This is a genomic window from Natrialba aegyptia DSM 13077, from assembly GCF_000337535.1.
Lineage (GTDB): Archaea > Halobacteriota > Halobacteria > Halobacteriales > Natrialbaceae > Natrialba > Natrialba aegyptia.
The window spans coordinates 265,592-282,495 of record NZ_AOIP01000031.1; the positions used below are offsets into that span (position 1 = coordinate 265,592).

General features: G+C 63.0%; 18 protein-coding genes. 5 read left to right on the plus strand and 13 right to left on the minus strand.

Translation table 11 applies throughout. The features are described 5' to 3' along the window. Positions 1–15 precede the first annotated feature (15 nt). From C480_RS12405 to rsmA, 6 genes are all read right to left on the minus strand, one after another. Positions 16–1,104 (minus strand): methionine synthase, encoded by a 1,089-nt coding sequence (locus C480_RS12405; RefSeq protein ID WP_006665962.1) that lies wholly within the window; start codon positions 1,102–1,104, stop codon positions 16–18. Continuing rightward, positions 1,101–2,105, minus strand: coding sequence for a cobalamin-independent synthase MetE (locus tag C480_RS12410; protein ID WP_006665963.1), 1,005 nt, complete (start codon positions 2,103–2,105; stop codon positions 1,101–1,103). Before C480_RS12410 ends, C480_RS12405 begins: the two co-directional genes overlap by 4 nt. Before the next feature lie 152 nt (positions 2,106–2,257). Beyond that, positions 2,258–2,875, minus strand: coding sequence for a YIP1 family protein (locus C480_RS12415; protein WP_049903640.1), 618 nt, complete (start codon positions 2,873–2,875; stop codon positions 2,258–2,260). A gap of 141 nt (positions 2,876–3,016) precedes the next feature. Next, on the minus strand, positions 3,017–3,607 hold the full coding sequence (locus tag C480_RS12420; protein WP_006665965.1) for a HemK2/MTQ2 family protein methyltransferase: 591 nt from the start codon (positions 3,605–3,607) through the stop codon (positions 3,017–3,019). Between the two features lie 2 nt (positions 3,608–3,609). Beyond that, positions 3,610–4,797, minus strand: a complete 1,188-nt coding sequence (locus C480_RS12425) for a mechanosensitive ion channel family protein (protein WP_049903642.1) — start codon at positions 4,795–4,797, stop codon at positions 3,610–3,612. A gap of 102 nt (positions 4,798–4,899) precedes the next feature. Next, on the minus strand, positions 4,900–5,856 hold the full coding sequence (gene rsmA / locus C480_RS12430) for a 16S rRNA (adenine(1518)-N(6)/adenine(1519)-N(6))-dimethyltransferase RsmA (protein ID WP_006665967.1): 957 nt from the start codon (positions 5,854–5,856) through the stop codon (positions 4,900–4,902). A gap of 127 nt (positions 5,857–5,983) precedes the next feature. On the opposite strand from rsmA, the gene C480_RS12435 reads away from it, so the two are divergent. Next, a complete protein-coding gene (locus tag C480_RS12435) occupies positions 5,984–6,445 on the plus strand; it encodes a response regulator (protein WP_049903644.1) in 462 nt (153 codons plus the stop codon). An 81-nt stretch (positions 6,446–6,526) separates the two neighbouring features. Here C480_RS12435 and C480_RS12440 read toward each other — a convergent pair whose 3' ends face one another. From C480_RS12440 to C480_RS12450, 3 genes are read right to left on the minus strand one after another with little or no spacing between them, the layout of a single operon-like run. Beyond that, complete coding sequence (locus C480_RS12440) at positions 6,527–7,123, minus strand: DUF655 domain-containing protein (RefSeq protein ID WP_006665969.1); 597 nt, start codon at positions 7,121–7,123, stop codon at positions 6,527–6,529. A 45-nt stretch (positions 7,124–7,168) separates the two neighbouring features. After that, entirely contained in the window at positions 7,169–7,525 is a 357-nt protein-coding gene (locus tag C480_RS12445) for an RNA polymerase Rpb4 family protein (protein ID WP_006108447.1), read from the minus strand. Positions 7,526–7,550: 25 nt separating this feature from the next. Continuing rightward, positions 7,551–7,859, minus strand: coding sequence for a 50S ribosomal protein L21e (locus tag C480_RS12450; RefSeq protein ID WP_006108446.1), 309 nt, complete (start codon positions 7,857–7,859; stop codon positions 7,551–7,553). A gap of 154 nt (positions 7,860–8,013) precedes the next feature. Between C480_RS12450 and C480_RS12455 the strand changes: the two genes are divergently transcribed. Then, on the plus strand, positions 8,014–9,183 hold the full coding sequence (locus tag C480_RS12455) for a cystathionine gamma-synthase (protein WP_006665970.1): 1,170 nt from the start codon (positions 8,014–8,016) through the stop codon (positions 9,181–9,183). A 27-nt stretch (positions 9,184–9,210) separates the two neighbouring features. Here the strand turns inward: C480_RS12455 and C480_RS12460 are convergent, their stop codons facing one another. Further along, a complete protein-coding gene (locus C480_RS12460; protein ID WP_006665971.1) occupies positions 9,211–10,257 on the minus strand; it encodes a terpene synthase family protein in 1,047 nt (348 codons plus the stop codon). 105 nt (positions 10,258–10,362) lie between these two features. On the opposite strand from C480_RS12460, the gene C480_RS12465 reads away from it, so the two are divergent. Further along, a complete protein-coding gene (locus C480_RS12465; protein ID WP_006665972.1) occupies positions 10,363–11,046 on the plus strand; it encodes an MBL fold metallo-hydrolase in 684 nt (227 codons plus the stop codon). 31 nt (positions 11,047–11,077) lie between these two features. Here the strand turns inward: C480_RS12465 and C480_RS12470 are convergent, their stop codons facing one another. Then, positions 11,078–12,208 (minus strand): RNA ligase, encoded by a 1,131-nt coding sequence (locus tag C480_RS12470; protein WP_006665973.1) that lies wholly within the window; start codon positions 12,206–12,208, stop codon positions 11,078–11,080. Between the two features lie 222 nt (positions 12,209–12,430). Then, positions 12,431–14,365: a beta-CASP ribonuclease aCPSF1 gene (locus C480_RS12475; protein WP_006665974.1), complete on the minus strand. Its 1,935-nt coding sequence runs from the start codon at positions 14,363–14,365 to the stop codon at positions 12,431–12,433. A 384-nt stretch (positions 14,366–14,749) separates the two neighbouring features. On the opposite strand from C480_RS12475, the gene C480_RS12480 reads away from it, so the two are divergent. Continuing rightward, positions 14,750–15,232, plus strand: a complete 483-nt coding sequence (locus C480_RS12480; protein ID WP_006665975.1) for a hypothetical protein — start codon at positions 14,750–14,752, stop codon at positions 15,230–15,232. A 6-nt stretch (positions 15,233–15,238) separates the two neighbouring features. Here the strand turns inward: C480_RS12480 and C480_RS12485 are convergent, their stop codons facing one another. Next, complete coding sequence (locus tag C480_RS12485) at positions 15,239–15,898, minus strand: hypothetical protein (RefSeq protein WP_006665976.1); 660 nt, start codon at positions 15,896–15,898, stop codon at positions 15,239–15,241. A 141-nt stretch (positions 15,899–16,039) separates the two neighbouring features. Here C480_RS12485 and nucS point away from each other — a divergent pair, with 141 nt between their 5' ends. Further along, a complete protein-coding gene (gene nucS, locus C480_RS12490; protein ID WP_006665977.1) occupies positions 16,040–16,879 on the plus strand; it encodes an endonuclease NucS in 840 nt (279 codons plus the stop codon). The last annotated feature ends 25 nt before the right edge of the window (positions 16,880–16,904 follow it).

Sequence of the window (16,904 nt, forward strand, 5' to 3'; positions counted from 1 at the left end):
CGTGAAACCGCCGGCTCAGTCGTCGGCGGGCGTCGGCGCGCCGCGCTCGATATCGAGTTCACCCGCGTCGAGGGCGGCTTCGACGTTGCGCGCGGCCTCGACCATGTTCGCCATCTTGCCGTAGGCGACCTCGCGGGGCAGCAGTTTCACGCCGCAGTCCGGCGAGACGACCAGTTGTTCCGGCGGGACGACCTCCAGTCCCTTCTTGATATTCTCCTCGATCTGCTCGACCGACTCGACCTCGGCGACGTGGGCGTCGGTGACGCCGAGTGCAAGATCCTTCGTGAACGCGGGATCTTTGAAGACGTCGAGCTGTTCGTAGTCGCCGTTCGCGAGTTCGAGGTCGAACTCGTCGACGGGGAACTCGAGAATTTCGGGGTAGATGCGCGAGTAATCGCCGTAACAGACGTGCAGGCCGATCCGGACCTCCTCCGGGATGTCGGCGACGATACGCTCTAGGGCTTCGCCGACGATGGCGTGATCGTCCGGCGTCGTCGCGAGCGCCGGCTCGTCGATCTGGATGTAGCGCGCGCCGGCTTCGACGAGCTTTTCGATCTCTTCGTTCACGAGGTCCGCCAGATCGTAGGCGAGTTCCTCGTCGTCGTCGTAGGCCTCGTTGAACGACCAGTTGGCGAGGGTGTACGGACCGGTGATCGGAACCTTCACCGGACGGTCGCTTGCCGCCGCGGTGAACTCGTACTCGTCGACCAGCCAAGAATCGTCGTACTCGACTTCCGAGACGACGGAGGGCTTGTCGAAGTAGTTGTGTCCCCAGACCTTGACCGGGCCGTTGAACTCGTAGCCCTCGATCCGGTGGGCGAAGAACTCGACCATCTCGTTCCGGCGCATCTCGCCGTCGACGACGGCATCGAGACCCGCGCGCTCGTGTTCGGCGGTGATGAGTCGGGCGGCGTCGTCCTTAGCTTCCTGCCAGTCCTCGGCGTCGAACTCGTGGTCGTCGTCCTGGTAGAGTTCTTTCGCGCGGTTGAGCCACTTGGGCTTTGGATAGCTGCCGACGACGGTCGTCAGCAGGAAGTGGTCGGTGTCGTGGTCGTCCGGTCGGAACTGGTCTTTGTTTTCGTTGACGGGCGTGTCTGGGCTCATGCGGCTTTCACCTCGGCGAGTTCGGCGGCTTCGGCAAGGGCGGCGAGTTTCTCCTCGAATTTGGCGTAGGGAAGGTAGAACGTCTCGGTGTTCGTCGTCAGGTAGACCGTCTCGAACGCGGAGACGGGCAGTTGGTCGTAGATCCAGTCGACGCGCTCGCGGATCGCTTCGGGGTCCTCGACGAGCGTGTTCTGGCCGTCGACCAGCCCGAGAGAAATGTCGTCGGTCGTGTCGTACTCCTGGATGTTGTACAGATTGTCCTCCCGGTTCGCGACGAAGTCGAAGCCGACTGCATCGATATCGGCGTCGAGGAGGTGGGCGTAGACCTTCTCCTCGAGTGCGCCCCAGTAGGGTTGAACGACGACGTCGGCGTCGACCGCGCCGGCAACCCGATCGATCGCCTGGCTCGCGCGCTCGTCGACCCCGTCTTCGGGTGCGTGTTCGACCAGCGAGGGTTCGAGCAGAAACAGCGTCTCGTGCTCGGGAAAGGCCGACGCCTCGGCTTCGAGGAAGTCCGCGATCGCATCCAGGAACGCGGCCTCGTCGCCGTAGTGTTCGTCGGTCGCCAGATCGGCGAGCGAGTAGGGGCCGGGCAGGACGGCCTGCAGGTCGTCGCCGTCCGCGAGTTCAGCGGCCGTTTCGAGTTCGGTTGCCACGTCGCCGGAGAAGTCCAGGTCGTCGGTGACGACGGGTTCGCGGTAGAAGTTGTTGTTGTCGTAGTAGCGGACGATGCCGCGGGTTTCGACGGCGTCGTGGACGGCGAGGGGGTGGGCGAGCATGTCGTCCCAGCGGAGTTGGCCCTCGACGGTGCGGTCGAGGTCCGCGTCTTGCTGTCCCTCGACCACCTCTTTGCGAGCGTCCTCGTAGGTGGCGGCGATCTCGCCGCTTTCGTCACCGCTGATGAGGTCGTGCTTCTGGTGGCCCTTGAGATCCGAGAGGTCGTCTTTCGCCCAATCCGGGAGCGGAAAGAGCCCCGGTGTGGTCGAAACGTACTCAGTCATCGTGATGCTGGATAGGCTATACCGACGCTTAATATTTTCCATCCACATTAATACACGGTAGTAATTGTCCGGATGCACGTGGGGGAGTTTACATGGGTGACGAGACGGGCAGGGACGGGGTGGCTGGTAACGAGGTGAGAGAAGAAAGAGATTCAGACGAATTCAAGTAGCAGTACTCCACACCCGACGATGAGCGCTGCGCCGAACGCGCCGGCGAACGGCACGTCCTCGTTTGCTGCATCGACACCCTGCGTGAGGATATACACACTCCAGAGGACGACGGTAAGCGGGAGAACCACGTTGATGAGCGTCGACGATGTCTGTGAGAGGAACTCGGTTCCGGTTGCGAGTTCAGCGGGTTCGAGGTTCGTAAACGTATTCGTCGTGGCTCCCTCAGCGGTGACGAGTGCGAGGGTCACCAACTGTGCGATCGCGTTTGGGGCGTACGACCAGCAGGCAACTGCGAAGGTCGCCACGATGTTTCCGTTCTTCCAGAGCGCGCCACTCAGAACGTAGAGCACGGCGGCGACGATGAACAGTCGACTGCCGAGGTTGATGACGATGGTGAACAATACGTGGATGACGGCTTCGAACAGGACGAACGGATCGGATGCGTACTGCCAGCGTGTTCCGATCAAGGCGATGACGGAACTTGCCACAATGATGCTCGTCAGGAGAGATAGGGCAAAGACGCCCAGCGCAAGCGGCAGCGGGTCGTCAGTTTCGGCGAAGTATTGACCGGGAAACAGGAGGGGTGTTCTCGGTGGCACGGGTTCCAATCGTTAGTGACACGACAAGTGAATTTCGAATGACTACAACCTGTAACCAATCTCATATATTATAGTTTCGGTGTTTAGAGGATGACCCGACTCGGAACAGTAGTGCCATCCAGTGGCGATCCGGGCGGTCGGCTACTGGAGTAATGTGAGAACCGTCAGCGTCTCGAAGGGGAACGACTCGTCGGCGATCGCAACGGCGCTGAATCCCGCTTCGCCCGCGTGCTCGACCACCTCGTCGACGCCGGTGAGGCTGCTGACGAGCAGGTAGACGACACCGTCCGGGTCGAGTACCCGTCCGACCGAGGCGAGAAACGGATCGATGACAGCCCGGCCGTCCTCCCCGCCCGAGAGCGCGTATTCCATCCAGTCGTCCCACTCGTTGTCGGGGTCCGTCGGCAGGTACGGCGGGTTGAACAACACGGCGTCGAACGCGCCGTCGGCGAACGGCGAGACGAGGTCGGCTCGGACCGCCTCGACGCCCTCGCGTCGCGCCTGTCCCACGGCGTGGGGGTTCAGATCCGATGCGATTACGCGCGCGTTGGTCTCGTCGGCGACGCGGCTGGCAACGTACCCCGATCCGGTCCCGACCTCGAGCACGGTCGTGTCGGGTCGATCCCGCGTCCGCTTCCCGAGGTGATCACACGCCGATTCAGCGAGGAGTTCGGAATCCTCGGCGGGCTGATAGACGTCAGTTTCGACGCCTCGTTGGTCTTTCAAATCCATGGTCACTGCTCCTCCGGCGAGGTCATCTGATACTCCCGCGATGCCGTGTCGGTCGTATTCGCCGTGTTATCGCCGCTTTCGCCTTCGCCGATCCGAACGGCGGTCTGTTCGCGACTCGAGAGTTCGCGCTGGGGGTACGGAATCCCGATGTCTTCGTCGTCGAAGGCTTGCTTGATGGCGTTGATTGCGGCCGTCTGTGCCTGCCAGCGGCGTCTGGCACTCGGCTTGTCGATCCAGAAGCGAACGCCGAGGACGATCGACGAGTCGCCGAATCGCTTGGTGACGACCTGCGGGCCGGGTGCAGAGAGGGTCAACTCGAGTTCGTCGACGGTCGATTCGGCGAGTTCGGTGGCGCGTTCGATGTCGGTTTCGTAGTCGACGCCGACCTCGACCTCGATGCGGAGGCGGCCGCGTCGCGAGCGGTTCGTCACCGTCCCCGCGGAGATGACGTCGTTAGGGATCATGATGTACTCGCCGTCGAACGACCGAATGCGGGTGTTGACGATGGAGATATCGGTGACGATCCCTTCCTCGTTCTCGACTTCGATCCAGTCGCCGATCTCGAAGGGGCGGGCGAACATCAGGACGAATCCGGCCAGGACGGTCCCGAGGGTCTGTCTGGCGGCCATACCGACGACGATGCCGAGGAAGCCGGCACCGACGAGGAGGCTGCCGAGATCGTCGACCCAGACGCCGAGGATCACGATGAGCGCGATCGACCAGACGATCACCTGCGTGAGTCGGCGGGTGATCTCCCGCTGGTGGTCGGTCACGGCCGAAGCGGAGTCGAGGACCTCCTCCAGGACGCGTCTGAGAAACCGGACGACGATGAACGTGCTGACGAGGAGGATAAACGACACGATGAGCTGTGCGACGACTTCGCCGCCGATATCGAGTTCGCTGTAGAGTCTGTGGACCTCGCTCGTCTGGCCCCAGACGCCGAGGACGACCGATAGCGACAACACACAGGTCCCTGTCAGGACGACGGTTGACGCAATATCCCCGTAGAGCGGCCGACTCCGCTCGCAGATCCACTGCTGGAGTCGCCGGTAGGAGAGTAACACGGACAGCAACAGGCCGGCCGCGACGACCGTCACGAGGACCTTGAGTTCGGTCGCCTCGAACGTGTCCGCGAGCCAGTCGAATCCAGGCCCCGATCCGATTCCGAGAAGCCCCACATCTACAACCATAGGATGCTCGTCTCTGATCCTCTCGTCACCGAAGGTTTGAGTATCCGTCGGTCAGTTCGTTTCGCGCCCGATTCGGACACAACTCGTGACTATCCGTTCGGCCTACTCGTCCCCGCCCTCGGGCGCGCCAACGTCGCTCGCGAGTTCGGCGAGCGCCGCGAACTCGGCGGGTGCCATCGCGTCGGCGCGTTTTTGCAGCAGGTCCTCGTCGGCCGCGTCGACGACCGCCTCGGGGGCGTCGAGTCCGGAGATGTGGGCCGTGTTCCGGATCGCGTTTCGAATCGTCTTTCGGCGCTGGGTGAACAGCGCCTTGACGAACCGGAGGAAGAAGTCCTCGTCGGCGACTTCGTAGTCGGGCTCACGGGGACACAATCGCACGACTGCACTTTGGACCGCCGGCGGCGGCGAGAACGCCTCCTTCGGAATCGACTCGACGAGTTCGGCGTCGGCGTAGTGTTGAGTCGATACCGAGAGTCGACCGTACTCGGACGTGCCGGGCTCGGCCACCATCCGTTCGGCGAACTCCTGTTGGAACATCAAAACGAGCGGCCGTCCCTCCGGAAGCAAGCGAAACGTGATCTCGCTCGAGACGCCGTAGGGCAGATTCGACACCGACGCCGTGAACTCGGGGAGGTCGACCTCGAGCGCGTCGCCTTCGATCACGGTCAGTCGCCCGGCGTCGATCTCGTCGCTGAACTCGGTGCGGAGGAAGGATGCGAGTTCGCTGTCGCGTTCGACGACGGTGACCCGGTCGGTTTCGGTGCCGAGTTCGAGGAGGCGGTCGGTGAGTGCGCCGGTGCCGCCGCCGATTTCGAGGAGGTGGCTGGTGTCGATGGTGTCGGGGGCGGTCTCGGTGTCGGGGGCGGTCTCGGTCTCGGGAGCGGTCGTGGTTTCAGTGGGAGTTGTGTCGGCCTCGGTACCGGTGGTTTTCTCGGGATCACAGTCCGTCAGATAGGTTGGCAGTCGGTCGAGGACGCGGTCGTCGACGAGAAAGTGTTGATCGCGGTCCGGATCGCCGCGGACGCCTGCGCGGGCGATCAGTCCGTCTGGATCTCTCATTGCTGGCGCTATGGGGAGAGATGGTGTAAACGCACCGTCTCGAGGTCGGGTCGGTTTCCGTTCGCCGATGTGATCGGCAGTGAGAATGAATCCTCGTTGTTTTACCCTCCCGCGAAAATGTAGGTGTATGAGTTTGGATGTGGAGGATGAGCCGATCGAAATTTTACTCGTTGAGCCCAGTCCTGGTGACACTCGGCTCTTCACGGAATCGTTCAAGGACGCGAGCCTGACGAACAGCGTGCATACGGTTTCGGACGGAGAAGAGGCATTGGATTTCGTTCATCAGCGCAATGCCTACAGCGACAAGCCACAACCCGATCTTATTCTACTCGAACCGCAATTACCCGGGACGAGCGGGTTCGATGTTTTGTCGGAACTGAAAAACGAGGAGGCGTTGTGCGACATTCCGGTCGTCGTTCTGACGAGTTCAGATGTGGGGGAGAAGATCGTCAAGTCACACGATCTCGACGCGGAACACTATCTCCAGAAGCCGGTCGAGTCGGACGACTTCATCGAGTTCGTTCAGTCGGTCGAGAATTTCTGGTTGACAATCGTACAGCAGACGACGCCGACGCAGGAGCAGGGGTGAGATGACGTCCCGAGAGGTTGCTTTCAGGGTGAGAGAGGGTGAGTGGGGAAGGTGAAGGGTGGAGAGGTCGTCAGTGGTTCGTCAATGGTCCTGTTCCTGTTCGTGGCGACCGACGAACGTCTGGTATTTGAGGTCCTCGTCGCGCAGTTCCTGGATGATGCGTTCGACGATGATCTCGTCGGGGTCGTGGAGGCCGGAGACGCGTTCTGAAAGTTCTTCGAAGCTCTCGAAGGGTTTGCGCTTTCGTTCGTCGAGGATGCCGTTGCGGAGTTTCTTCCCGATCCCGGGCAACAGGTTGAGTTGGTGGAGTCGGAGCGTAATCGGTTGGGCGTCGTTGTAGAAATCGACGAAGCGCTGTTCGTCTTCCTCGACGAGGTCGGCGACGACGTATTCGAGTTCGGACTGTGCGCCGGAGGAGAGGGCATCGTACTCGACGCGGTTGGCTTCGGTGACGATATCGCGTTCGGCCGGGGGTTCGATGGCGACTTCGCTGCCGATGGTGAGGCGTTCGTCCTCGTCGAAGGCGACTTCGTAGAGGCGAAAGTCAGTGGTGTCGAGTGCGTACCCGGCGGGTGACTTCGCGTACTGCGGTCGGCCGTCATCGGAGAGCCCGTGTGCGAGGTAGTCCAACACGACTGCGCGCCGAACGTCCGTCCCGTCGCTATCGACTTCGCTCATTGTCATGTGATACGGGGACGGCGTACTTAAAGAGTCGGCCCGCTTTCAGGCGTATTGTGCGACGACATTCAGAATGTCGTCGAGTTCGTCTCCGGACAGCGAGTATCGTTGCTGTGCGTACACCGATCGGAGTTCGTCCCGGTTGCGCGGGAGGAGGTTGGCGATTTTGTACGCCGTGGCTTCGTCGACTTTCTCCAGGTCCTGGAGGTCGTCGACGAGGGTCTGTGCCTCCTCTGGTTCGAGGACGGTGAACTGGTTGACGTGGTCGATCGCCCGAGCGAGTTCGTAGGGCAGTTCGCGGTCCTCGTCCAGTGCGCGGTCGGCTTCGATGTCGGCGAGCAGCTCCTTCGTTTCCGAAACCGTCAGGAACTCCTCGTCGACGATCTCTTTGAAGATCGTCATTGTACGTGTACGTTGTACCGACGGTTCAGACGCGCTCTTCGGAGCGATCCTGGGCGCGCATGTGCGCTGCGGTGACGATGAGCGTCTTGTTCTTGCCACCGTCGTTGATCTCGACTTTGAAGGCGTCGCCCTGCGTCCCGACGACTTCGCCGGTGTGACCGTCGAAGCGCGGGTGGAAACGACCCTTGTGGATGCTTGGGTCGATCTTCAGGTGGACTTTCTCGCCGACCTCGTAGTCCTGAATCGCTCGCTGTGGCGGCGACGCACCGCGGTCTCGCGGATCGTTGGATAATTTGTTCCGGGTTCCCTGACGAGGGCCATTAGATTTCGGCATAGTCGTACGACCGTCTTGACCGGTGATGGTTATAAAACGCACGTCTTCCGCTCCGCTCGGTCGTCACTGACACGGGCCACCGATGGCGGCGCGAACCGGTCGTCACCGGCGCGGGTCCGCAACAATAATCCGCGCAGGCAACACGTACCGCAGTATGGATACCGACGACGATCAGTTCCGGATCGAAACGCGGTCGATTCACGCCGGCCAGGACCCCGACGAGGAGACGGGCGCGCTGATGACGCCCATCCACGCGAACTCGACGTACGAGCAGGACGCGCCCGGCGACCACCGGGGCTACGAGTACTCCCGGACCGGCAACCCGACGCGAACCGATCTCGAAGCCAACCTCGCGAGCCTCGAAAACGCCGAGTACGGCCGCGCGTTCGCGAGCGGAATGGCCTCGATCAACACCGTCCTCAACCTGCTTTCGGCGGGCGACCACGTCGTGACGGGCAACGACGTCTACGGTGGTACCCACCGCATCTTCACGCAGGTGTACGAGGACTACGACATCGAGTTCAGCTTCGTCGATATGACTGACCTGGACGCGATCGACGCTGCGTTCCGGGACGAGACGGAACTACTGTGGCTCGAGACGCCGACGAACCCGCTCCTGTCGATCGTCGATATCGAGGGCGCGGCCGAGATCGCCCACGACCACGACGCGCTCTGTGCGATCGACAACACCTTCGCCACGCCGTATCTCCAGCAGCCGCTCGACCTCGGGGCGGATATCGTTTCGCACTCGCTGACCAAGTATCTCGGCGGCCACTCGGACGTGGTCGGCGGCGCGCTGCTGACCGACGACGAAGCACTCGACGAGCGCTTTGGCTTCTACCAGAACTCCGTGGGCGCGACGCCCGGCCCCTTCGAATCGTTCCTCGTCCTCCGAGGGACCAAGACGCTCCCCGTCCGGATGGAACGCCACTGCGAGAACGCCCGTGCCGTCGCCGAGTGGCTCGACGAGCAGCCGGCTGTCGAACGCGTCTACTACCCGGGTCTCGAATCCCATCCCGGCCACGAAATCGCCAGCGAACAGATGCGCGACTTCGGCGGCATGCTGAGCTTCGAACTCGACGCGAGCTTAGAGGAGACGAGCGAAGTCGTCTCGAACACCGAGGTGTTCACGCTCGCGGAGAGCTTAGGCGGCGTCGAGAGCCTGATCGAACAGCCCGCCCCGATGACCCACGCCACCATTCCGCGCGAGGAGCGCATCGAGGCCGGACTCACTGATGGACTCGTCCGCGTTTCGGTCGGAATCGAACACGTCGACGATCTGATCGCCGATCTCGACCAGGCGATCGAGTCGGCGCTCCGATAACTCGCGGTCGACGCAGGTGCATTCGCCTCAGGTCGCGTTTCGAGTCGCGATATGTGACCGCAGGATCGTCTCGAATCCATCGAGATAGCCAGCCAGATCAACGCTTTCGAGTGACTTCTCGAACCGCGCTGCGTCGGCACACTCCACGCGCCACTGATCGAGGAAATACTCTTCGACGGTCGAGCTCTCGATTGCGCGAACGACCGCGCGGAGCGCGTCGGGATTCGGATCGGTACCGAGAGCCCGCAGTTCGGTCGCGGGGACGACGTTCGTTTCGACGGCGCGAACGACGACACCGGAGCTGTAGTCGCCCTCGCCCAGTTCGCGTTTCCAGGTGGCCAACCAGTTGCCGATCCGGGCCATCCGCTGGGTTCTGTCGAGGGCCTGCCGGAGCGCAGACAACTCCTGGACATCGAACGCCGGCGCGTTCGCGAGATCGGTGTCGGCGTGGACGAACACCATCATGTTGTAGGCATCGTACCGCCAGAGTTCGTGTTCCGAGACGAGTTCAGGGCTGTGGTTTGTGAGGGCGGAGTACTCGATCGCGGCGAGAACCTGGCGCACGTCGAAACGGAGTTGCTCGCTGAACTCGTGTGCGCGCGGGCTGTCATCGTATACCCCCCGAAAGCAATTCCAGACATCGATTCCGAACCGGACGATATCTCCGTCGACATCGGGGTGGGACGGGTCCGCGTGCTGGTGATCGAAGGGGACGTTCGCCAGTTCGGCGAACGTTTCGCGGTCGCCGTGGCGTTCGGCGACGTCGTCTGCGACGGTGATGAACAGCGTCGAGAGGAGTTTTGCGATCCGAACCTGTCGCGTCCGATCGGTGTCGACACAGGAGAGCCGAAAGGCCGGGAAAGCGTTGTAGAGCCAGTCCCACTGTGCTTGGTCACGATCTGCGACGACGTCGTCGTATCGCTCGAGTAACTCGGAAAGGGAGTCGGGAAGCGACTGCCGAGCGACGTCGATGGGGTCAGTTTCGATATCGAGTGTCGGGAACTCGTGGTCGTCGTCACGGTCGGGTTTGGTTCCGATGGCAGCTGTGTAGCGCTCGCCGTCCTGATCGCCCATGGTATCTCCACTAAGAATACCCGTAAATTGGTTGTGTTTCTGTCGTTTCGTTCGCCGCCCCGACCCCGTATCCATATCATCTGGGAGCGAGTAGTTCCGCGAACGATGACGAACGATCCCGGGTTGCATGCACTCCCGAGCACGGTCGAGTTCGGCGGACGCGAACTGACGATTACCCCTGCGGTCGTCGAGACCGAACGCGGGTTGGTCCTGTTCGATGTCGGTCCTGCCGATTCCGGGGCTGTGAACGCGCTCGAAACGCATTTGCGGTCGCTCGAGTACGATCTGGCGGATATCTGGCTGGTCGTCCTCACGCACCACGACGGGGACCACGCCGGCGCGCTCGCGACGCTGCTCGACCGAACCGATGCGGTCGTTGCGGCCCACCGCGAGGAAGTCCCCTACATCACCGGTGATCGGGCTCCGATCAAGAGCAGCGGCGACCGGTATCCACCGGTTACGGTCGACATCGCGCTCTCTGACGGCGTCCGGATCCCGACGCTCGCCGGGCCGATGGACGTGCTCGAGACGCCAGGTCACACGCCCGGCCACATCTCGCTTTACTTCCCCGAAAGCGCATTGCTCGTTGCCGGTGACGCCCTCGTCGCAGACCGCGAGGCTCCCCTTTCGGGTCCCAAGCCGCGGTTCACGGCCGACATGGACCGGGCGCTCGAGTCAGTCGCTGAACTCGGGACACTCGAAATCGACCACACGCTGTGCTATCACGGCGGCTACGTCGAACGGGGTGCCGAACGCATTCGAGAAATCGCAGCTGCGGCGCGCGAGTAGTCAGTAGTCGCTGCTACAGCGCTGCACTTCGTTACTCCGTGACGACGTGGCCCTCGAGATAGTTCCGAGCCGTGTCGTTCGTCGCGGGCGTTCGCTTGCGAAACGTCAGTACTCGATCCCCGTCCTCGCGACGGTCGTCCTCGATGTCTATCTCGAGTCCCTGGCCGCGAAGGTGGGCGAGAAGGACGTCGATCGTCTCGGTACTGGCACGAACCGTGTGGCGCTCACCCACCGTCCCGCCCGCATCGATCGTCGTGATGGTTTCTCGCATCGATAGCAGTATCGCCTCCCCGAGTTCGTGTGCGCGTTTCCGGGCGGCCTCGTCCGACTCGTCCCGCTCGACGGTCTGGAACCCCTCCCGGATGAGTCGTCGGAACATGAACGGCCGCCCGTAATCGAACGGCAGCGAGAACGCGTACGCGAGGTCAGATTTCGTCGACGCCGAGGTCGTGTACTTCAACTGGGTCCGCCCGTCGGGCGATTTCATCACGACGCCCTCGCGGTGCTCGGCATCCAAATTGCGGATACACGCATCGACCGTCTCGGCCGCATCGTCGACCGCGACGAACTCGAACAGCGGCGTCTGCGGGATTTCGAAGCGCTCGTAGCGCGTCCGCCGTTCCTGGACCGGTAGCGGGTCACCCGTTTCGCGGTCGCGCCAGTCGAACGCGCGAAACGCGATGGAGTCGACGCCCGGGTAATTGTGTGCGGTGTAGGGGTTTTCGGGGCCGATCATCTCGCCACAGACCATCGCCATCGGGTACGCATCGAACAGGTCGGCGAGATCGACCAGTCGGTCGAGCATTCGCGTCGTGAACGGACAGACCATCCCGCTCCTGGAGAACGCGAGCACGTCGCCGTCGATTCGTGCGACGCGGACGTTATAGCCGTTTAACTTCTCTTCGACTGCGATCCGATCGTACTCGTCGAACTGCGTCGGAACTCCGCTCGAGAGGACGAGCGCTCGCGGCACCTTCGGAAACCCGCGGACGATTTCGCCGTCGATCAACACCGTCCCGCGTTCGATCCCGCGACGGGCATCCGGGAGGTGACGGTACTCCCAGCCGTCGTAGTTTCGCTCCTCGAGGTGCGGTTCGAGGCCCTCGAAGGCGGCTTCACCGATCCCGAGCGCTCGATGATACTGAGACGCGAACTCGTCCATCGGTACTGCTACGTGGCGAACCCAAATAGAAGCGTGCGAACCGTTCGGATCGGCCGAACTACCACTGTGGTAGAAAATCACTCACGAACGACGGCGTCGAACCGGCGACCCGTTGCAGTTCTCTTTTCACCCTCGTTTCGTTCGTTCCCGCTCCACCTCTCCAGAAGCGACGAGTTCAGGTGGTGTCGATGAGAGTGTGACCAGCGTCCGACGAAAGACTGATTAGAGGAACCGGAACGTCTCCAGATTCTTCGGTGCGAAGGTCCGCATGTTGTAGTCGTGGTAGAGCGCCGAGGAGAGATCCTGTGCCGACCGTTCGTCGCCGTGGACACACAGCACCTTCTCGGGGCGCGGATTCATCGTCTTGACGAAGTTCTCGAGCCCCGCGCGGTCGGCGTGGCCGGAGAACCCGTCAACGGTGTCGACGTCCATGTTCAGCGTGAGCGTCCCGCGACTGTTGTCAGAGCCCATCGCGCCGACTTCGCTGGTCGGGATCTCGTCCCAGCCGTTCTGGATGCGTCGGCCGAGCGTTCCCTGTGCCTGGTAGCCGACGAAGACGAGCGTCGAATCCGGATCGGGACCGATGTGGCCGAGCCAGGACATGATCGGCCCGCCGGTGACCATCCCCGACGTCGAGAGGATGATACAGGAGTCGCCGTCGGCGACGTCCTGGCGCTCCTCCTCGCCGCCGTCGATGTGGTTGAACTCGTCGGCGAGGAAGGGATTCTCGTCGTCGTGGAAGATGCGGTCCCGAAGATCGTCTCGCAGGTATTCGGGATAGGTCGTGTGGATCGCCGTCGCCTCCCAGATCATGCCGTCGAGGTGGACCGGCATGGAGGGGATGTCGCCCTCGCGCATGGCCTCTTCGAGGACGAGCATGAGCTCCTGGGACCGGCCCACCGCGAAGGCGGGGATGACGACCTTGCCGCCCTGCTCGTAGGTCTCGTTGATGACCTCCTTGAGTTTCTCCTCGGAGTCCGCCTGGTCGGTCTGGTAGTCGTTCCGACCGCCGTAGGTCGACTCGAGGACGAGCGTTTCGACGCGCGGGAAGTCGTTGACCGCGCCGTTGAACAGGCGGGTGTCCTCGTAGTGAATGTCGCCGGAGAACGCGACGTTGTACAGTCCGTCGCCGATGTGGAAGTGCGAGACGGCGGAGCCGAGAATGTGGCCGGCGTTGTGCAGCGTGAGTTTGATGTCCGGCGCGATGTCGGTCACGTCTCCGTATTCGAGAGGGATACAGTGTTTGATCGCCTCGCGAACCATCTCGGAGTCGTACGGCGGCGTGCGCCCCTCTTTTGCGGCGACATCGAGGTAGTCGAGAGTGAGCAGCCCCATCATATCCCGCGTGGGTTCGGTACAGTAGATCGGGCCGTCGTAGCCGTACTTGAACAACAGCGGGATGAACGCGGAGTGGTCGAGGTGGGCGTGCGTGAGCACGACTGCGTCGATCGTCTCCGGACCAGCGCCGAACGCCTCGGGCGCGTGCAGGTACGGTACCTCGCCTTCCGCACCCGGCTTGTCACCGCAGTCGACGAGGATGCGCGTCTCCGGCGTCGAGAGAATAAAGGACGCGCGACCGACCTCGCGACAGCAACCGAGCGTCGAGATGCGGACGTACTCGTCGTCGGACATCTCCTCGCGGTGGATCTGTCGGCCGACCTTCTCTAAGATGTCCCGGCGCTCGTCGCGCTCCTGCTTGAGGAAGCTTCGAACGTTCGAGACCGTCGAGGACTCGATCGGCGGCGTCCGAACGACCTCGGGCGTCCAGCCGACGTTTTTCGTAATGTCGCGCAACGTCGACCCGTGGCGGCCGATCACCATCCCCGGCTTTTCGGCCTCGATGACGACCTCGCCGGTATCGGCGTGGAAGTCGAGATCCGTGACGCCCGCGTCCTCCGGGATAACCTGCATGATCTCCTCGCGGGCCTCGTCCGGCCGCGAGAGGACGCTCGGGTCCGGTCGAACGGTGATCCGCTTGCGAAGCTTGCTCGCAAGCTTCCGGATGAGATCACCCTGCTGGGCGAACTTCTTCGGATCGCGCGTATAGACGACCAGTTCCGGTCCTTCGTACTTCACCGAGGAGACCGAGATATCACTCGGTAACTCGCTCGTGATCTCTGCTTGCAAATCGTCGAGTTGCTGCTCTACAGTACTCATAATCGCCAGATGTGGCTTGCGTGAACTCGTCGCCCGGGAGTATGAGCCGGGAAATCGCTGTCACAGCCGTCCGATCCACCCCACGCCACTGTCGAACTCGTGTGGGTGAGTAGTGAGACCGATACCGACAGAGACGTCGACGACGGAACCGCCGACACCGCCGCCGTCGATACCGACACCACGGTCCGCTCCCGTGAGACAACGCAGTCTGCGTCGTATCTCGGATCATTCGCTGTGACATCGTCCCATGACGAACATACTCCCAGGTCGGTTATCCTGGTCACTGCGGGAAGATTCCAGGGAGAACCCGCTTACCCGAGGCTATTCTTTGCGTGGTATAAAAGCCTTCGCAAAATCCAGGATGACGCCACCCGTAGTGGGCGTATGCGCCTGACACCGGCCCGCGTCGCCGACGAACGAGACTGGATTCGCACCCGCGCCGATACCGTCGTCCCGCTCATCAACGACATCCGCGACGACCTCGGTACCCACTTTGACACCGATGTCGATCACGTCACGACGGCCCAGTACCAGCAGGCCGTCGACACCGTCTTCGCCGACGGCGACCTCGCTGTCAACGTCGCCGCCATGGTCGCACTGCTTCGTGAACTCGACGTTCAGGACGACTACCCCGGCTTCGTCGTCGACGAACTCCTCGGTCGCGAACTCGCTGCAACCATCGCCGGCACGCAGCCCTTGCGGACGCTCGGCGAGGCGACCTTCCACTACGCGGATATTCACGTTCACGGCGACCCGGACCAAAACGCGGGCCTCGACGACCTCGACGCTGCCCTCGCGGCCGGCTTTCAGGAGCGGCTCCCCGGTTGGGACTGGACCGACCGTGAGAGCCCGTTTCGCGTCGAGTGAGGCGACTTACTCGCTCGAGTTCGTCTCGCCGTCCGAGTCGGACCCCTCGTCCGTCTCCGATTCCGCGTCCGTCGTCGATTCGTTCTCGCCGCCGCTTTCGCCGTCGTTCCCGCTCTCGCCGTCCGAGTCGCCATCGGACGCGGACTCGTTTCCAGTCCCGTTCGCGCCCTGTCCCTGGGCCTGCTGGAGGACGAGTTCGTATTCCGAGCCGGGAAGCAGCGCGTCAACCTCCTCGGCGCGGAGCAACTCGACGAGGCGGTCGTCGGGGCCGTCGACGAGGAACGCGCCCTGTTCGGCGACGGCCGCCTCGAGCGAGACGTCGTCGTCTTCGAGCATCGCCGACTCGAACTCGGCGGAGCGTTCCTGAAACAGCTCGGTTTGTCGCTCTTCGTACATCGTCGCCAGCTCCTGTCGGGTCGCGTCCTCGCCGGCTTCGTCCCTGACCTCCTGCTCGAGCGCTACGAGGTCCTCTCGGGCGGGCTGAACGGAGGCGGTGATTCCGTCGGCCGGATCGATAGCAGGCTCCACGTCGGTTTCGAGTTCGAACTCGTCGCCGCCGTCGGACTCGTTTTGTAGCATATCGAACTGGCTACAGCCCGCGAGCGATGTCGTCGCGCCGACGCCGGTCAGTTGCAGGACACGGCGTCGCGTTGTGAAATCGGTCACGGGTCAGTAATGGGCGAACGAACGGAAGAACCCCTCGCAACTGTCCGGCGTTGTGCGGGTGCCGCTCGGTTGAACTGCACCTAGCGCTCGCCTCGGAGTCGGTCGCGGCGCTTTTATCCGCCGCTTCGCTAGATATCGGCAGTGACCCACAGCCAGCAGGACCAGGAGTTACACGCTGTGACGCTCGAACAGCCCACGCTCGCGGCCGCTTGCGACGCCATCGCGGACGGAATCGACCGCGAGGCGCTCGTGACGGTCTTCGGTCGCTGCACCGTCGAATACGACGGCCGGGCCTCGAGCACGCTCGACGCCGGCGACCGCCACGTCATGCTCAAACCGGACGGTGCGGCGCTCGTCCACACCGACGAGGGCCAACAGCCGGTCAACTGGCAGCCGCCGGGCTGCGACCACGAGGTCTTCTGCGAGCGGCGAGACGCCGATGCCGACCGGAGCGACGCCGCCGAGACTGCGGGAGGGACAGCGACGGAGACGGAGACGGAAACCGAGACAGAAACGACGGAGACGCTCACCCTCGAAAGCGTCCGTTCCACGCCCGGCGAACGCCTCCTCGTGCGCTTTCGGAACGTCCTGCAGGTGTCCGCGTTTTCGGGCACCGACGAAACCGAACTCGCCCTCTCTGGAACGGAAGAGGATCTCCGCCAGCGGCTCCTCGACGAGCCCGACCTCCTCGAGCCCGGGTTCACGCCGCTTGCGACCGAGCGCGATACGGCCGCCGGTGCGATCGACATCTACGGCGAGGACGACGCGGGCCGCACGGTCGTCGTCGAACTCAAGCGCCGCCGCGTCGGTCCCGATGCGGTGAGCCAACTCCGCCGGTACGTCGACGCGTTGGGCCGAGACCTCCACGCCGATGCCACCGTCCGGGGCATTCTCGTCGCCCCGTCCGTTACCGACCGCGCCAAGCGACTGCTGACCGAGCACGGACTCGAGTTCATCTCGCTGGAGCCGACCGCCGCGTAGTGCCACAGCCGTGACTCGGGTTCGT